The 16717-nt window shown below is 71.2% G+C and carries 15 protein-coding genes; 1 reads left to right on the forward strand and 14 read right to left on the reverse strand.

Annotation, left to right across the window (positions count from 1 at the left end; translation table 11 throughout):
• Positions 1–2: 2 nt before the first annotated feature.
• The 10 genes from ACK1X7_RS46605 to ACK1X7_RS46650 all read right to left on the reverse strand — a co-directional run bounded on the left by ACK1X7_RS46605 (position 3) and on the right by ACK1X7_RS46650 (position 9769).
• Positions 3–863: an ATP-binding cassette domain-containing protein gene (locus tag ACK1X7_RS46605; protein WP_385156322.1), complete on the reverse strand. Its 861-nt coding sequence runs from the start codon at positions 861–863 to the stop codon at positions 3–5.
• The gene (locus tag ACK1X7_RS46610) at positions 860–1837 is read right to left on the reverse strand and encodes an alpha-D-ribose 1-methylphosphonate 5-phosphate C-P-lyase PhnJ (protein WP_385156325.1); all 978 of its coding nucleotides are present in this window, start codon (positions 1835–1837) and stop codon (positions 860–862) included. Before ACK1X7_RS46610 ends, ACK1X7_RS46605 begins: the two co-directional genes overlap by 4 nt.
• Positions 1834–2931, reverse strand: a complete 1098-nt coding sequence (locus ACK1X7_RS46615) for a carbon-phosphorus lyase complex subunit PhnI (RefSeq protein ID WP_385156328.1) — start codon at positions 2929–2931, stop codon at positions 1834–1836. The genes ACK1X7_RS46610 and ACK1X7_RS46615 overlap by 4 nt, the downstream gene beginning before the upstream one ends.
• Entirely contained in the window at positions 2928–4007 is a 1080-nt protein-coding gene (locus ACK1X7_RS46620) for a carbon-phosphorus lyase complex subunit PhnI (RefSeq protein WP_413116743.1), read from the reverse strand. Before ACK1X7_RS46620 ends, ACK1X7_RS46615 begins: the two co-directional genes overlap by 4 nt.
• Position 4008: 1 nt before the next feature.
• Positions 4009–4680, reverse strand: a complete 672-nt coding sequence (phnH, locus tag ACK1X7_RS46625; RefSeq protein ID WP_413116744.1) for a phosphonate C-P lyase system protein PhnH — start codon at positions 4678–4680, stop codon at positions 4009–4011.
• Entirely contained in the window at positions 4677–5117 is a 441-nt protein-coding gene (gene phnG / locus ACK1X7_RS46630; protein WP_385156337.1) for a phosphonate C-P lyase system protein PhnG, read from the reverse strand. Before phnG ends, phnH begins: the two co-directional genes overlap by 4 nt.
• Positions 5118–5233: 116 nt before the next feature.
• Positions 5234–5953: a GntR family transcriptional regulator gene (locus ACK1X7_RS46635; protein WP_390792363.1), complete on the reverse strand. Its 720-nt coding sequence runs from the start codon at positions 5951–5953 to the stop codon at positions 5234–5236.
• A 238-nt stretch (positions 5954–6191) separates the two neighbouring features.
• Positions 6192–7970, reverse strand: coding sequence for a phosphonate ABC transporter, permease protein PhnE (gene phnE / locus ACK1X7_RS46640; RefSeq protein ID WP_413116745.1), 1779 nt, complete (start codon positions 7968–7970; stop codon positions 6192–6194).
• A 3-nt stretch (positions 7971–7973) separates the two neighbouring features.
• Complete coding sequence (gene phnC, locus ACK1X7_RS46645) at positions 7974–8831, reverse strand: phosphonate ABC transporter ATP-binding protein (protein ID WP_390792364.1); 858 nt, start codon at positions 8829–8831, stop codon at positions 7974–7976.
• The gene (locus tag ACK1X7_RS46650) at positions 8828–9769 is read right to left on the reverse strand and encodes a phosphate/phosphite/phosphonate ABC transporter substrate-binding protein (RefSeq protein WP_413116746.1); all 942 of its coding nucleotides are present in this window, start codon (positions 9767–9769) and stop codon (positions 8828–8830) included. The genes phnC and ACK1X7_RS46650 overlap by 4 nt, the downstream gene beginning before the upstream one ends.
• Before the next feature lie 222 nt (positions 9770–9991).
• Here ACK1X7_RS46650 and ACK1X7_RS46655 point away from each other — a divergent pair, with 222 nt between their 5' ends.
• Positions 9992–10885 (forward strand): LysR family transcriptional regulator, encoded by an 894-nt coding sequence (locus ACK1X7_RS46655; protein WP_385154104.1) that lies wholly within the window; start codon positions 9992–9994, stop codon positions 10883–10885.
• 99 nt (positions 10886–10984) lie between these two features.
• On the opposite strand, the gene ACK1X7_RS46660 is transcribed toward ACK1X7_RS46655, so the two are convergent.
• From ACK1X7_RS46660 to ACK1X7_RS46675, 4 genes are all read right to left on the reverse strand, one after another.
• Positions 10985–13411 carry a beta-glucosidase H gene (locus ACK1X7_RS46660; protein ID WP_390792366.1) on the reverse strand — a complete coding sequence of 809 codons (2427 nt, stop codon included), beginning with the start codon at positions 13409–13411 and terminating at the stop codon, positions 10985–10987.
• Positions 13412–13509: 98 nt separating this feature from the next.
• A complete protein-coding gene (locus ACK1X7_RS46665; RefSeq protein WP_390792367.1) occupies positions 13510–14322 on the reverse strand; it encodes a carbohydrate ABC transporter permease in 813 nt (270 codons plus the stop codon).
• Positions 14322–15308: a carbohydrate ABC transporter permease gene (locus tag ACK1X7_RS46670; protein ID WP_385154113.1), complete on the reverse strand. Its 987-nt coding sequence runs from the start codon at positions 15306–15308 to the stop codon at positions 14322–14324. Before ACK1X7_RS46670 ends, ACK1X7_RS46665 begins: the two co-directional genes overlap by 1 nt.
• A 3-nt stretch (positions 15309–15311) precedes the next feature.
• Positions 15312–16688 carry an ABC transporter substrate-binding protein gene (locus tag ACK1X7_RS46675; RefSeq protein WP_385154116.1) on the reverse strand — a complete coding sequence of 459 codons (1377 nt, stop codon included), beginning with the start codon at positions 16686–16688 and terminating at the stop codon, positions 15312–15314.
• Positions 16689–16717: the final 29 nt, after the last annotated feature.

Genomic DNA, 16717 nt, shown 5'->3' on the forward strand with positions numbered 1-16717 from the left:
GGTCATCCTCGGGCCGCCGCGACGAGTTGCTGGCTGTAGGGGTGCTGGGGGTCTTCCAGGAGCTGGTCGGTGAGGCCGGACTCGACCACCCGGCCGTGCTTCATGACCAGGACCCTGCGGGTGAGCATGTCGATGACGCCGAAGTCGTGGGAGACGACGACGGCGGCCACCCCGGTCTCCTCCAACAGGCCGCGCAGCAGGTCGAGCACGCCCGCGGCGACGGAGGCGTCGAGCCCGGTGGTCGGCTCGTCCAGGAGCAGCACCGGCGGGTCGTTGGCGAGGGCCTTGGCGATCTGCACCCGCTGGCGCATACCGCCGGAGAAGGTGCGGACCAGGTCGTCCATGCGGCTGGGCGGGACCTCGACCCGCTCCAGGAGTTCGGCCGCGCGCTGCCGGATGCCGTCGTAGGAGCGCCACCCGACGGCGGTGAGCGGGTCGGCGATGTTGCCGCCGGCGGTCACGTCGAGGTTGAGCCCGGCGGCCGGGTCCTGGTAGACGGCGGCGATGTCCTTCAGGCGGAGCCGGCGCCGGGCCGACGGCAGGAGGTCGCACAGGTTGACGGCGCCGTCGGCGACGGAGCGCAGGGCGATGCCGCCGGTGGTGGCCGTCTCGTCGCCGGCGATGCAGCGCATCACGGTGGACTTGCCGGAGCCGGACTCGCCGATGATGCCGAGGGCTTCGCCGGGCGCCACGTCGAAGGAGACGTCCCAGGCCGCCACGACCGCACCGGTCGATGGTGAGACGGCGGTGCCGTGTTCCGGTCCGGTACCGGTCAGGGACGCGGGCGACGGGTCACCGTAGATACGGCCGAGGCCGGTCACCTTCAGGGCCCAGGGGCGCGACTCGGGGGTGTGCGTGCTCATGAGGTTTCCTCCTGTTCTCGGGTGGCGCACCGCAGTGCCGCGCGGGCCAGTTCGACCGGCTGCCCGGCGACGTCGGCGGGGGCGTCGCCGGTACGACGGCGGGTGCAGAAGTCGGTGTCGGAGCAGGACCAGGTGCCGGGGGCGCCGTTCTCGCCGGGTTCCTCGACGAGGTAGGTGTCGTCCGAGCCGCACAGCCGGCAGGCGGTGCCGGGGGTGTACTCGACCTCGAAGGGGCGGTCGTCGAAGGTGAGGGGGACGACACGGGTGTGCGGGGGGACGGCGAACAGCCGCTTCTCGCGGCCGGCCGACAGGATGGTGATCGCGTCGGAGTCGTTCATCTTGGGCACGTCCCAGCGCGGGATGGGGCTGGGCGTCATCACGTACCGGCCCTCGACGAGTACGGGGTAGCCGGCGGCCGCCGTGATCAGTCCGTTGTGGACGATGTCCTCATAGAGCCAGACCCACATCTTGGCGTAGTCCGCCTCGGCGTGCATGCGGCGCTGCTCGTCCATCTCCTGCACGATGCGGAACAACGGCTCGGCGTTGGGCACCTGGAGCACCAGGATCTGCCCGTCGGTGAGCGGCTGTTCGGGGATACGGTGCCGGGACTGGATGATGTCGGCGGCGCGGGTGTCGGTCTCCTCGCTGGAACCGGTGTGCTCGGTGATCAGGCGGCGCAGGTTGGAGGCGTTGACGCCGGCGTCCTCGCCCTGGTCGATGACCTTCAGATGGTGCTCGTCGCAGATCAGCGAGAGGGTGGCCTGCAGGCCACCGGACCCCCAGCCGCGGGCGACCGGCATCTCCCGGGAGCCGTAGGGGACCTGGTAGCCGGGGATGGCGATCCCGCTGAGCATGGCGCGGCGCAGCTCGCGCTTGGACAGCTCGTCGAAGATGCCGGGACGGGGATCGGGCCCGGCGAGGGCTCCGGCACGGGAGGCGCCGGTGCCGGTGCGGGTCGGGGACAAGGTGTTCATGCGGTCTCTCCCGGGGGGTTGGCGTCCTGGCCGGCGGCCTCGGCGCGGTCCAGCACCGAGCGGTACTCCACGTGGTGCGGCAGTTTCAGGTGCTGCACATAGCCGGTGGAGTCCAGGCCGTCGAGAGTGAGCAGGACGTCGTGGTGGAGCTCGGAGGTGGCGTCGTAGTGGGCCAGCGCCAGGTCGAGGCCCGCCATGGCGATGGACTTGCGCTCGTTGTGGCCGAAGCAGATGCCGTAGCCGACGCCGAGGTGGTGCTGGGCGGCGGCGCGGGGCACGTTGTAGAAGGACTCGACCTCGCTGACCCGCACCTCGGCGACCGTCACCGGTTTGCCGGTGTGCGGGTGGGCGATGCGCACCGGCAGCGCGCCGTGCCGCAGTTCGCCGGGGATCTCGTGGTCGGGGCGCCAGTCGCAGCCGTACCACCACAGGTGCACCAGCGAACCGGTGTCACCCCGCGCCATGGTCTGCAGCCACGCCGATCGCGGGGCACCGGGCCGTGCCGGGCGCCGGGTGATGTCGTAGGGCTCGGGGTCGTCCGGGCGCTCGGGGAGCGGGGCGACCAGGCCCATCTCGCGGAGGATGGCGAGGACGTTTCCCGGGACGCGCTCGACGGCGACAGGGTCGGCCGAGTGCTCGTGCTGGTGGTCGTGGTCGTGGTGGAGGTGCCCGTCAGCGGCGGGAGCCAGGGGCTCGTCGGTGACGTGGGCCCGGCCCTCGTCCTCGGGGAGCAGATCCAGCAGGCGACCGGCGTAGTCCACGGTGCGGCCGAGGATCTGGCCTCCGGGCGGGTTGCGAAAGGCGGAGCTGATCCGGCGCACCACCCGCAGTTCCGAGGTGGCCACCGGGACGGACACCGCGAGGCGGGGCAGTGCGGCGCGGTGGGCGCGCAGCAGGTGCGCGGCCTCCGTCGGGTCGCCCTCCGCCTGACGCACGGCGCGGGCCGCGAGCTTCGGAGCCCACAGGCCGGCCTCGCCCATTGCCCGGTCCACGGCGAGGTTGAGGCGCTCGGTGAGCTGGTCCAGTTCCAGCCACGCCGGTTCTTCCGCATGGACGGCGGCCGCGGAGGCAGGCGCCGGGGCGGGGGTGATCACAGGCCCTCCTCGGGGTTGGGCGCCTGCAGGGCGCGGAGCCGGTCGACGATCGAGCGGAAGTCCACGTAGTGCGGGAGTTTGAGGTGTTCGAGGTAGCCGGCCAGCTCAGGTCCGTCCAAAGCGGTCAGCACTCGCTGCTCCAGGCGGTTGGTGGTCTTGTCGCGGTGCACCAGCAGATCCAGGCCCGCCATGGCGAGTGCCTTGGCCTCGTTGTCGCCGAGGCACAGTCCGTAGCCGATGTCGAAGCGGCTGCCATCCGGATGGGGCCGGGCGTCGGGTCGGACCGTGCGCGCCTCGCTCACCCGCACGCCCGCAACAGTCACCGGAGAGCCGGTGAAGGGGTGCTCGATGCGCAGCGGCAGGTGACCGCGGCGCAGTTCGAGGGGTATCTCCGGCTGGGCGTTGCGTGGCGCTTGGGTGACCAGGTACCACAGGTGGGTCAGCGAGCCGGTCTCGGCGCGGGCCATCGCGGTCAGCCGGGCCGAGCGCGGTACGCCGGGGCGGGCGGGTGCCCGGGTGATGTCGAAGGGGTCGGGGTCGGCGGGGTCACGGCGGTCGGCCAGCAGTCCGGCAGGCGGGAGTCCGACGGGCGGCACGGTCGGATCCGGTGCGACGACGGGCGCTCCGGCGGTGGCGGGCCTGCGCGGTGGCGGCGCCGTGGCACGGGCCGTGTCCTCGTCGGTGAGGTCGAGGATCCGGGGTGTGTAGTCGTCGGTGTCGCCGAGGATCTGGCCGCCTGGCGGATTGCGGTATGCCGGGGCGATCCGGCGCACCGGGCGCAGCGCGACGGCGGGGACGGGCGAGCTGTAGGCAAGCCGGGGCAGGGTGGAGCGGTGGGCCCGCAGCAGTTGCGCGGCCTCCAGCAGGTCGCCGCGTGACTGCCGGATCGCCCGCGCCGCGAGTTCCGGGGCCCACAGTCCTGCCTCGCCCATCACCCGGTCCACGGCCAGGCCCAGCCGCCCGGTGATCTGGTCCAGTTCCAGCCACCGGCTGGCTCCGCCCAACCGGTCCCGGCGGGCGAGGCGCTCGGCGGCGGCGATGGCCTCCTGGCCGCCGCGTACTCCGGAGTACCCCATCTCAGACCTCCCCCGGGCGCCGCACCTGGGTGGTGCGCGGCAGCCCGGCCACGGCGCCGTCGGCGGCGGTGAGGAAGAGGTCGACGCCGCAGGGGAATGCCGCGTTGGCCGCCGCGAGCGCCGCCACCGTGTCCGCGGTCAGCCCGCGCACGGCGAGGCTCCGCTCGGCGCCGTCCGGAACCCCCGGCCCGGTGAGGTGGAGTTCCGTGTCGTGCGGGCCTTGGCCGCCGAGCGCGTCCACTTGGGCGAAGACGCGGGCGCCGGTCTCCGGGTCGAGCGGGGTGCCCCGGTTCAGAACGGTGATGTCCTCGGGGGTGAGCGGGCGCAGGGCGATCACGGTGCGGGCGTCGGGCAGCTCCGCGCGCGGCGCGCCGGTCGCGGCGTACACCGCCTCCGCCCAGGCCGCGGAGTCCGGGTCGGGGCCGGTCAGAACGTGCACCGGAACCTCTACGTCGATCAGTCCGCAACCGGCGACGGCGGCGGCCGGTGCCGCCTCGGGGACGGTGAGCCGGCTGATGCGGCCGGGCCGGGCGAGGACATCGAGCAGCGCGGTGAAGTCGCGCTGGGATTGCTGGGGCGTACGGCGCAGGGCGCGGACGCGCTTGGCGTCGGGGGCGCCGGAGGGCGCGCGGTGGACGGGGGCCGGGGCGGTGCCGGCCGCTCGGTCGGTCACGTCAGCTCCTCGAAGACGACGGTGGTGGCGGTGACGTCGGCCCACTCCGCGGCGTCCTGGGAGGCGTGGCGCTCGGCCACGGCCGCGCACAGGGCGTCGATCTCCGCGGCGGCGGGGCCGCCGGCCGCGGCGAGGGCGTCCAGGAGTGCTCCGGAGAGGGCGGCGACCCGGTCGTCGCCGGGCCGCATGCACCAGCCGGGTACACCGGCGACCTCGACGGAACACTCGGTGACCAGCACTTCACCGAGGTAGAAGCGGGTCTCCTCGACGGGCTCGCGCACCTGGAGGACCACCATGCCGGTCTCGGGGGACTTCAGGACGGTCGGTTCGGGAAGGGCGCCGTCGGCCAGGAGCCGTTCGGCGAGCGGGACGATCTCCTCGTGGGCGGCGGCTGCGAGCAGTTCACATCGCCGTTCACGAGTCGGTGTCGAAGACACGCGTGTTCTCCTTACGTTCTTGCAGGGGTCGCCGCGCGTGCGAGGCTTCGCTCGCGGTCGCGGCCGTAGGGGTGTGGCGGGACGCGGCGGGGCCGACGGCCCCGGGCCCCGGGCGATCAGTCGAGGTCGTCGAGTTCGATCACGAGGCGCAGGCCGTCGGGGCGGGACCAGGACTCGCTGCACATCAGGGGAGCTCCGGTGCGGGAATCCCGGCTCATGCTCTCCAGCAACCAGACCGGCCGGTTGCGCTCGGCATCGAGTTCCGCCGCCACCTCGGGCGGGGGCAGTACGCTGCTGACCCGGCACCAGGCGCGCACCGGCACAACACCGCACATCTGCCGCAGAATCACATCGAGCGACTCCACGGCGCGCACCGCCGGGCCGAGATCGGGCAGCAGGTCGACCGGGATCCACGCCTGGGTCCAACTGCTGACCAGGCCGTTGAGATAGGTCTGCGACACGAGCAGATGGGCGGGACTGCCCTCGACGCGCCGTAGCCGGTCGGCGTGCTCCCCGCTGAGGTCGACGCGGCGTACGTCCCGCACCACGCGGCGATGCACGCCGCCCGCCTCCTCGACGGTTCGGCTCCCCGACGGGGGCTGGCGCCGCGACAGCAGGTAGTCGATCGGCCGGTTGACGAACGTGCCGGCGCCGCGGACCCGCCGCACCAGCAGCCGGCCCTCCAGCTCCTGGAGGGCGGCTCGGGCCGCGGCACGGCTGACGCCGAAGCGCGCGGCGATCTCGTGCTCGCTGGAGACGCGAGTGCCGGCCGGGTGGTCGGCGATCTCGGCCGCGAGTACCTCGGCTATCTCTGCGTACCTGCTCTTCTTGGCCACGCCTTCGACTCTGGAACCCGTAGTTGTCCGTACAAGTGTCCGCACCTCATCGGCCCCCGGCGCGCAAGTGAACAAAGGGAACACTTGTTTCGCCTTTCCGGCCGCGTTCCGGCGGCGTCGAGTGGATGGCGCGGCCCGGGAGGGGAGGCGGGACGGGGAACGACGACGGCCCGCTCTGTCCGGGACAGAGCGGGCCGTCCGGGTCGGCACGTGCCTCCACCGGCCTCCAGGCGTCGCGTCAGGCGTACACCTTCCGCACCCACACCGCGAGGCCCTCGACCAGCAGCACGACGGCGAGGACCATCAGGACCACGGTGGTCACCACGCCGAACTCCAGGACCCGGGCGGCGTTGAGCAGGTCGTAGCCGATGCCGCCCGCGCCCACGATGCCGAGCAGTGTGGCCGAGCGGATGTTGACATCGAGCTGATACAGCACATGGCCGAGCACGGCGGGCCAGGCACGCGGCAGGATCGCGCCGAAGAAGACCTGGTGCCGCCGGGCGCCGGTGGCCAGCAGGGCCCGGACGGGTCCCGGCTCCACTTCCTCCAGCGAATCGGCCACCAGCTTGCCGAGCAGTCCGATGGACCCGATGCCGAGTGCCAGTGCCCCGGCCACCGGGCCGAGGCCGGTGACCACGACGAGGACGATGGCCAGGATGAGTTCCGGAACGCCCCGCACACAAAGGATCACGGTCCTGAAGAACCGCGCCACCCGCGGCGACCCCACCACGTTCCCCGCCGCCAGCACGCCCAGCAGCACGGCGGGCACCAGGCCGACCAGCGTGCCGGCGAGCGAGATCTGCAACGTGACCCACAGGTCGTCCAGGAGTGTGCCGCCGGTTCCGGCGGTGCCGGGCGGCAGGAAGTCGCCGAGGGCGGGCAGGAAGGAGTCGGTGGCGCGGGTCAGGGCCTGCCAGGAGACGCCGGACCGCACGGCGGAGGCCACGACGAGCGCCAGTGCCAGGGCCAGCCAGACCGTACGGCGCACCCGTGCCCTGTTCCACGGCGGGCTGGTCCGTGGGCGAACGGCGGCGGTGCCGTCGTCGCCCGCCACGGCGGTGCCGGCCGGGGCGTGGCCGGGCGCGTGGGCCACGGCCGACGGTGCGGCCTTCACTCCGGTGTTCCGTGTCGCCCAGCCGCGCCACCGCGAGTGGCGGGACCGGGTGGTCACCTCCGGCAGCAGGGTGCGCCGGACGGCGCCGGAGACCGACTCGAACGCGAAACACGTCAGCAGCACCACGAGGGCGAGTGCCATGGCCCGCTGGTAGTCGAGCCGGTTGACGGCGGTGGCGAGGCTGTAGCCGATGCCGCCGACGCCGACGAAACCGAGCACCACCGATACGCGCAGGTTGATGTCGAGGCGGTGCAGGGCGGTGGCCACCAGGGAGGGCAGCACCTGGGGGAGGACGGCACCGGTGATCTGCTGGAGCCGGCCGGCGCCCGCCGCCCTGAGCGCGGTGCGCGGGCCCTCGTCGATCTGCTCGACGGCGTCCGCGGTGAGCTTTCCGACCATGCCGACGGAGTGCACACCGAGGGCCACGACACCGGTCATGCCGCCCAGGCCGAACACCCGGAAGGCGGCGATGGCGAAGACGACGTCGGGCACGGCGCGGCACAGCACGATGACCGCCCGCGCCATCACCCGGCAGGGCGTGTTGAGCGTGGTGTTGCGGGCGGCGAGGAGAGCCACCGGCACGCTCAGCACGACCGAGAGGGCCGTGCCCGCGATGACGACGGCCAGGGTCTGCCAGAGCAGGCCCAGCAGTTCCGGCGCGGGCGGGAAGTCCAGCGGCAGCATACGACTGGAGAAATCGACGGCGTTGCCCGCGCTGTCGATGAGGGTGGCGATGTTCAGGCGCAGACCGGTGATGGCCCAGACGCCACCGGCCAGGCAGATCAGCAGGGCGAGTCCGGCCGCCACTCCCGGGACACTCGGACGGGCCAGGGTCCGGCGCGCGGTGGCCGGGCCGGACCCGGCGGTGGGGGTGAGCGGGGGGCGCTGGTCAATGGCGGACACGCCTCACCTCGTTCCCGTGGATGGCGCGACCGTCGCGGGGAGGGGTGCCGGATCCGCGCCGACTTCCGTGTACAGCCGCATCACTTCGGCGCGGTCGATGTCGCGTGTGGTGAGGTCCATCACCACTCGGCCCTGCCGCAGGCCGATGATCCGGTCGGCCCAGGAGAGGGCCACATCCACCTGGTGCAGGCTGCACAGGACGGTGAGGCGGCCCTGGTCGGCGACGTCCCTGAGCAGCCGCATGATCTGGGCGGAGGACTCGGGGTCGAGCGAGGCCACGGGCTCGTCCGCGAGCAGCAACTCGGGACGCTGCATCAGGGATCTGGCCACGGCGACGCGCTGCTGCTGGCCGCCGGAGAGGGTGTCGGCCCGCTGGAAGGCGTGCCCGGCGAGGCCGACCCGCGCCAGCCCGTCCAGGGCGCGCTCGCGGATCGAGCGCGGGTAGGTGAACAGGCCGAGCCGGGGGCCGCGCAGCGCACCGAGCGCCCCGGTGCAGACGTTCTCCAGGACCGTGAGCCGGCCCACCAGGTGGAACTGCTGGAAGACGAACCCGATACGGCGGCGCAGCTCCCGCAGTCCGGCGTCCCCGGCGCCGGCCAGGTCGGTGCCGAGCACGGTGCCGGTGCCGGATGTGGGCCGCCGCAACCCGTTGAGCTGGGCGAGGAGGGTGGACTTCCCGGACCCGGACAGGCCCAGGAGCGCGACCACCTCACCGCCCGTGACGTCGAAGGAGACCTGGTCGAGGGCGGTCCGGGCGTCGGGGCCGCCGCCGAACCGCTTGGTGAGGCCGGTGAGCCGGATCACCGGCCGGGCATGCTCCGCCCCGGCCGGCCCCTCGGCCCGGGGGTCGAGGGCCGTCATGAGCCGGCCTTGCACTGCGGGTCGCCGGTGGTGGCGCACACATCGCGAACGGTCTGGTAGTCGGAGTCCTTGACCGGGACGTAACCCCAGTAGCCGTAGATGAAGCAGCCGTCGCCCTCGCAGTACCCCTTGGACTTCAGATAGTCGGCATTGGCCTTCTTGGTGAAGACGTCGGTGAGCTGGCGGCGCAGTTTGCCGCTGAGGTCGGTGGAGACCCCGACCGGGGAGCTGGGGATGAGCGGCGACTTCCACACCACCTTCAGGTCGCCCTTCTTCAGCTTGCCCTTCTGGATCAACAACTGGTCGACCATCGTGTTGTCCGCGAAGCCCGCGTCGCAGTCCCCGTGGGCCACCGAGAGCGCCGAGGCGTCGTGGCCGCCCGCCATCACCTTGGAGTACGAGCCGTCCTTCAGCCCGGCCTTCTTCAGCCCAGCGCGCGGGTACAGATAGCCGGACGTGGAGTTCTCGTCGACGAAGCACACCTTATGGCCCTTGAAGTCGGACAGATCGCTGATGTCCTTGTTCCCGCCGCGGGTGATGCCGTACGACCAGTAGCCGGGGGTGCCGCCCTTGGTGAGGAGCTGCCGGGCGATCGGCTCCACACCCACACCGCTCTTCTTGGCGACCACGTACGACAGCGGTCCGTAGACCGCGATCTGGGCCTTGTGTGCGCGCTGGGCCTCGATCACGGCGGCGTAGTTCGTCGCCTTCTGCAGCACGACCTTCTTGCCGGTCTCGTCCTCGATCAGCTTGACGAGCGGCTTGTAGTGCTGGGCCGTCGAGTTGGCATCCTCGGAGGGAATGATCGCCATCGTGAGAGTGCTGGGGTCCTCTTTGCCGGAGGAGGAGTCACCGGCGGCGCTGCTGCCGCAGGCGGTCAGCACGAGCGGCAGCAGGGTGGCGGCGGCGAGCGCGGACGGGCGCAGGGGGCGTGACATGAGGATGGTCCTTACGGGTTCTGGGCGGCGGGACACCGCCGGCGGTGCCGCAAGCCTCAGCACCGGGGGTGAGTCCCCCCGCGCCACCAAGTGAAGGTCCGCTGAACAACCCCGGATGTGATGCGTGAGTTGGTTGCACAAGCGGGGTGTCGACGGAAGAGCCGGTTCCGCGGCCGTTCCCGCCGGCTGCGACCACAGTCGGGCCCGTGTAATGTTCCGGGCGTGGACCTGCGGCGACTGGAGTACTTCCTGGTGCTCGCGCGTGTGCTCCATTTCGGTCGGGCGGCCGAGGAACTGTACATTTCGCAGCCGGGTCTCTCACAGCAGATCAAGGTTCTGGAGCAGGAACTCGGCACACCGCTGATCCACCGGGGTACCAAGTCGATCACCCTCACCGCGGCCGGTGAAGTTTTGCGCGAGCATGGCGAGCGGGTGCTCGCCGAGTCCAGGTTGTGTGTCGAACGGGTTCGGGCGGCGGCGGAGCAGCCCACCGGAGTGCTGCGGGTGGCCTACACCCGCTCCGGTGCCGATCTGAACATGCACGAACTAGTGGAACGGTTCCGCGTGCGTTACCCGGAGGTTCGGCTGTCCCTGTCCACCGCGTGGACGAGCCGGAACCTGGAACTCCTCGAAGCGGATCAGGTGGACGTGGCGTTCGTGCGGGCGGCGGTGCGCCACCGGCCGGTGGAGTCGCTGGTCGTCGCCGCGGAGGAGCTGGTGGTGGCGATGGCTGACGACCACCCGCTGGCGGCCCGGGAACGCGTCTCGCCGGACGAGGTGATCGAGCTGCCGCTGGTTCACTGGCCCAGAGCGCAGGGCCCGGGATACCACGACGAGATCCGACGGCAGATCTGGGGCGACCGACCCCAGCGGGTGGTCCTGGAACAGCCCGACGCCGAGCACATCCTGCGTGAGGTCGCGGGCCGTGTCGGCATCGCCGTACTGGACGAGCACCGGGCGCGGAAGCTCTGCCCACCCGGGGTGTGCGTGCGACGGTTCGTCGAGCCCGTCCCGACCACCACGCTGGTGGTGGCGTGGCGGCCGCGGGCGGGGCACGCGTCGGTGGACCGGTTCATCGAGCTGTGCCGGGAGCACCTGGGCCCCGCCGGTCGGTGACAGACGCGGCGACGACGGAAGGCCCCCGCCGTCCTGGGCAGGTGCCCCGGCCCAGGGGTCAGGTCCCGGGCCGGGGCACGTATGTGGGGGTGTTCCGGGTCAGACGTTGATCGTCGTCGTCAGACGACGGTCCGTGATCGAGCGGCCCACCTCGATCTCGTACGAACCGTTCACCAGAGACCACGTGCCGGTCTTCTCGTCCCATGTTTCGAAGGCGCGCCGCGGGAGGCCGATGGTGACCTCGGCGCTCTCGCCGGGCTCGGCCTCGACACCGGCGAAGCCGGCCAGCCAGCGAGCGGGCCGCTCGGCATCCGGCTCGCCGGGGGAGAGGTAGACCTGGACGACCTCGCGGCCCGCGCGCTCACCGGAGTTGCGGAGGCGGACGGTCGCCGTCGTGCCGTTGGACTCGACGGACTCGTAGGTCCAGTGGGTGTAGCCGAGCCCGTGTCCGAAGGCGTAGGCCGGGGTGCGGCCCTCTTTCTCCCAGGCTCGGTATCCGATGAACACGCCCTCGGAGTAGGGAAGTTCGCCGGCCTCCGGGGCCACTTGGGTCACCGGGGCATCGTCGAGGGAGCCCCAGGTGGTGGGGAGCCGGCCGCCGGGTTCCCGGGCGCCGGTGAGTACGTCGGCGAGGGCCGCGCCGGCCTCCTGGCCGGGGAACCAGCTCAGCAGCACGGCGGCGACCTCCTCCCGCCACGGAAGCTCCACCGGGGAGCCGGAGTTGACGATCACGACGGTGCGGGGATTGGCGGCGGCGACGGCGCGGACGAGATCGTCCTGGCGTCCGGGGAGACGCAGATCGGTGCGGTCGAAGCCCTCCGACTCGACCCGCTCGGTGGTGGCGACGACGACCACGGCGGTGTCGGCGGCGCGGGCGGCCTCGACGGCCTCGGCGATCAGCTCATCGGGGTCGCGCCGCGGCCCCTGGTGGGCGAGGGCGAAGGTGATGTCCCTCATGAGAGCGTCGTCCTCGGACACCGCGACGTCGTGGATGAGGGACACTTCGACGGCTTCCCCGGCGGTGAGTTCGGCCTCGGCGCGCGGCACGGGGGCATCGAAGATCCCCGAGAAGGGGTCGTCGTTGTCGAGGCGCTGGACGTCGTTGTAGTACGTGGTGCCGTCGACGCCGAGCCGGAACGCGCCGACCCCCTTGATACCGAAGGTGTGCGGACCGGTCTCGCGCGGGGTGAAGCTGCCGGTGATCTCGATGGTGTGGAGGCGCTGGATGGTGACGCCCTCGGGGAGGTCCACACCGGACCAGTGGATCTGCCCGTCGGGGATGCGGCAGGTGCCGATGACGGTGCCTTCGATGTCCCGGCACACGGCGCTGAGCTCGAAGTCCCGGCGGGCTATGGCGAGTTCGGTACCGGGGTCGGCGCCGACGGCGTAGCTGAGGGCGCCCTCGGGGAGAGCGGCGGTGAGGCCGTCGAGCGGGGAGACGATCCGGGAGGGGAAGACGGTGGCGGAGCCGCCGCCGAGGATGCGGGCGTCGTGGGCGGCGGCGCCGATCAGCGCCACCGTTCCGGGCTTCAGCGGCAGGGCTTCGCGCTCGTTGCGGAGCAGGACGAAGGAGCGGTGGGCGATCTCGCGGGCCAGGTCCTCGCCGTCGATGAGGTCCGGCAGGTCGGTGACGACGGGTTTGGCGCCCTCCAGGATGCCGACGCGGGCGGCCAGCCGCAGCACATTGCGTACGGCGTCGTCGACCGTGGTCTCCTCGACCCGGCCGTCCCGCACCGCCTGGGCGAGGGCGTCGCCGTAGACCGTGGTCGGGCCGGGCATGGCCACGTCGAGGCCGCCCTCGATGGCGCCCTTCGTCGACCGGGCGGCCGTCCAGTCGGAGACATTGAAGCCGTCGAAGCCCCATTCAGCGCGCAGGATCTCGTTCACCAGGCGGCGGTGTTCGGTCATCGTCGTGCCGTTGACCGCGTTGTAGGCGGTCATGATGCCCCACGGGCGGGCGTTCCCGACGATGAACTCGAAGGGAGCCAGGTACAGCTCGCGCAGGGCACGCTCGGAGATCAGGTTGTCCACGGTGAAGCGTTCGGTCTCGGCGTCGTTGGCGACGAAGTGCTTGACCGTGGTGCCCACGCCGCCGGACTGGACGCCGTTCACATAGCCGGCGCCGATGACGCCGGTCAGGTACGGGTCCTCGCTGTATGCCTCGAAGTGACGGCCGCCGAGCGGGGAGCGGTGCAGGTTGACGGTGGGGGCGAGCAGGACGTGCACGCCCTTGCGGCGGGCCTCCTGGGCGAGCAGGGTGCCTGCGCGGTGGGCCAGGTCCTGGTCCCAGGTCGCGGCGAGCGCGGTCGGGGACGGCAGGGCGATCGACGGGTCGTCGGCGGTCCAGCGCACACCGCGCACTCCGATCGGGCCGTCGGACATGACCAGGGACTTCAGACCGATCTGGGGGAGCGCGGGCAGGGACCACCTGTCCTGTCCGGCCAGGAGCCGGGCCTTCGCGTTCAGATCGAGCCTGGCGAGGGCCGTTTCGACGACCGATTCGCGGGCCCGCTCCGCCTGTGCCACCAGGGCACCTCCTCGTTGAAAGCCATTCATCAAGTAACCATTCGCGGTAAAGAGGTGAATTCCTCTGTGTTTCATGTGTTTGATAACGAGCCGATGTCTCAGCCCTTGACCGCGCCGGAGAGCATGCCGCGGATGAACTGCCGCTGACAGAACACATACAGGCCCACGACCGGGACGGAGATCAGCACCGCCGCCGCCGCGAGCAGGTTGACGTGCACCAGATAGCGGCCGGAGAAGGCGCCCAGGCCCAGCGTCATCGGCTGGTGAGCCGGATCGGAGACCAGGATCAGGGAGAGGAAGTAGTCGTTCCAGGTCCACATGAAGTTGAGCAGGACGAAGGTGACGATCGCGGGCCGGGAGATCGGCAGGTAGATCCGCCACAGCGCGGTCCAGGTGCCGGCGCCGTCCACCTGAGCCGACTCGCCGATGCTGGAAGGCACCGTGCGGAAGGCCGCGCGCATCCAGAACGCGCCGAAGCTCACTCCCGTGCCCACATGGGCGAGGATGATGCCCTGGTAGGTGTCGGTCAGTCCCTGCGACTGGAAGTCGTAGTACATCGGGACGACGATCGCTTCCAGGGGGATCATGATCCCGAAGAGCATCAGCGGAAAGAGCAGCTTTTCCCCCACCACGCCCAGCACTCCGAAGGCGTAGCCGCTGAGGATCGCCAGCGCGGTCGAGATGGCCACCGCCGTACCGGTGATGATCAGGCTGGACTTCAGGTATTGCGTGAGGCCGGCCTGCTGCCAGGCATCGGTGAAGTTGGACCACCGCATATGACCGAGGTCCAGCGACCCGGTGATCTCGGGGCTCACCGCGACGCCCAGGGTCCAGATCACCGGGAAGAGCACCGCGGCGGCGAGCAGGGTCAGAAAGGCGTAGTTGAAAACCTTTTCCCGCGTGGAGATCATCAGTCGTCACCTTCGGAGAGCTTGACCACGGCCAGCGACACGATCAGCGCGACCACTGCAAGTACCACGCCGATGGCGCAGGCCGCGCCGACGTCCGGATTGCTGAAGGCCCGCTTGTAGAGCACCACGCTGGGGGTGATGGTGGATGTTCCCGGGCCACCCTTGGTGGTGAGCCAGACGATGTCGAAGACCCTGATCGCGCCGAGCAGGGTGAGCGTCAGCGCCACGGCGAGCTGTCCGCGCAGGCCCGGCAGGGTCACCGTGAAGAACTCGCGCAGCGGGCCCGCCCCGTCCATGCGCGCGGCGTCGTAGAGCTCGTTCGGGATGTTCTGCGCTCCGGCGGCGAACAGCACCATGCACAGCCCGAACGCCCCCCAGGTTCCGGCCAGGCCGAGGGCGGGCAGTGCCCAGGTGAAGTCGCCCAGCCAGCCACGGGTCAGCCCGCCCAGGCCGAAGGCGCTGAGGACGCTGTTGAGGGGCCCGTCCGGGGCGTAGATCTGCTTCCACACCACCGCGACGACGGCCGGGGTGAGCACCTGGGGAAGGAAGATGATCCAGCGGTAGACCCCGGCACCGCGGGTGTCCTTGCGCGCGGTCAGTGCCGCACTCGTCATCCCCAGGACGACCGGAAGGAAGGAGAAGAAGACGATGAAGAACAGGGTGTGGCCGACCGCCTGGCGCAGCGTCGGATCGGTGAAGAAGTCGGTGTAGTTCTCCACTCCCGCCCAGGTGGCCGTCGTGATTCCGTCCCAGTGGTAGAAGGACAGATTCACCCCCTGCCCGGCCGGCAGCAGCACCACGCATGCGTAGATCAGCAGTGCGGGGGCCAGGTACACCAGCCCCAGCCAGCGGCGGCGCCGGCCCGACGACGACCGGGCGCGGTTCGTGCGCCGCGGGGTATGGACGGCCTCGCCGCCCGCGGACGCGGTGGCGGGCGCGGCCACGGCGGCGGCCTCGGAGGCGCGGCTTTCGTTGAGTGTGGCCATGCCCTACCTCGCCAGGCTCTTCACGAATGCGGTGGCGTCCTTGTCGGCGGCGTCGACCACCGCTTTCGGCGTGGACTTCCCGGCCAGCGTGTTCTGCATGGCGCGGTTGATGGTGTCCAGCATCGTCGGCGTGGTCCAGTCCAGATAGGGCACGGATGTGCCCTCCGTAGAGATCTGCCCGGCGATGGCCACATCGTCGCTGAACAGCGGATTCCCCGCGGGGGCCTTCACATCCGGGTGCAGCAGCGGCATCGTCTCGTGCCGGACGGCGAGCTTGGCCGCCTGCTCACTGGCGGCGAAGTCGAGGAAGGCAGCGGCGGCGTCGGCGTGCTTGGACTTCGAGGCGATGGAGAAGTTTGTCGCGGAGGAGGCCGTGGCCACCGGCTTGCCGCCGTCCGTACGGGGCAGGACGAACGAACCGAACCCCTTGGACTGCCCCGGCTTGAACGGGAGCGAGCCCGAGTAGTTGAAGTGGAACAGGCCCTTGCCGTTGACGAAGGACTGGGCGGCGTCGTCCGCGGCGGTCCCGGCGTAGTCCTTGACCAGGTAGCCCTTGTCGGCCCACTGCTTGAAGGCGGACACCGCCTGCGGGAAGCCGGTCTGGGAGATCTTCACCTTGCCCTGCGAGTAGACGAAGTCGGAGATCTTGCTCTGCGCGCCCAAGGCGTCCATCAGCGAGAAGAGCGGCATGGTGATGCCGACCTGGTCCGAGGTGCCCACCGTGATGGGGGCGATGCCGTCCGCCTTGGCCTTGGCGAGAGCGGCCTGGAATTCGGCGTAGCTGCGCGGGACCTTGGCGCCGATCTTCTTGAGCAGGGCCCGGTTGTAGTAGACCTCGATCAGCGAGGCACGGGCGACCGGGGCGCCGAACATCGAGCCGGTGCCCATCTGCTTGCCGTCGGGGCTGAACTCGTGCTCACTCAGGATGGACCGCGGGAAGGACCGCTCCCATCCGTAGGCCTTGGCGTAGTTGTCCAGATTGAGCACCAGTCCGCCGCGCACGAGGGTTCCCAGCGACTGCCAGCCGTTGTTGGCCGGGACGATGTCCGGGGGGTTGGCGGACTTCAGCTTGAGCGGCAGGGCGGCCATCACCTGGTCCCAGGGCAGCGAGTTCCGCTCGATGGTGATGTTGGGGTACTTCTTCTCGAATGCCTTGACGACGTCCTTCATCCAGGCGTTGTCGGGATCGCCGGTGAAGTAGTCCAGTATGTGCAACGTGACCTTGCCCATCGCGGCTGGATCGGTGGCGACCGCGCCTGGTTTCGCGGAGTTGTCCGCACTGTTGCCGTTGGTGCCCGGCATGCAGCCGGCGAGCAGGCCGGCCGCCGCCAAAGGCGTCAGCGCTCCGGCGATCCGTCGAGTTCTGCGGTGCGAGACCACGGTGTCTCCTGTCCTCGATGGGGTGTCCC

Origin of the sequence: Streptomyces sp. CY-1 (assembly GCF_047218265.1) — a bacterium.
Taxonomy (GTDB): domain Bacteria; phylum Actinomycetota; class Actinomycetes; order Streptomycetales; family Streptomycetaceae; genus Streptomyces; species Streptomyces niphimycinicus.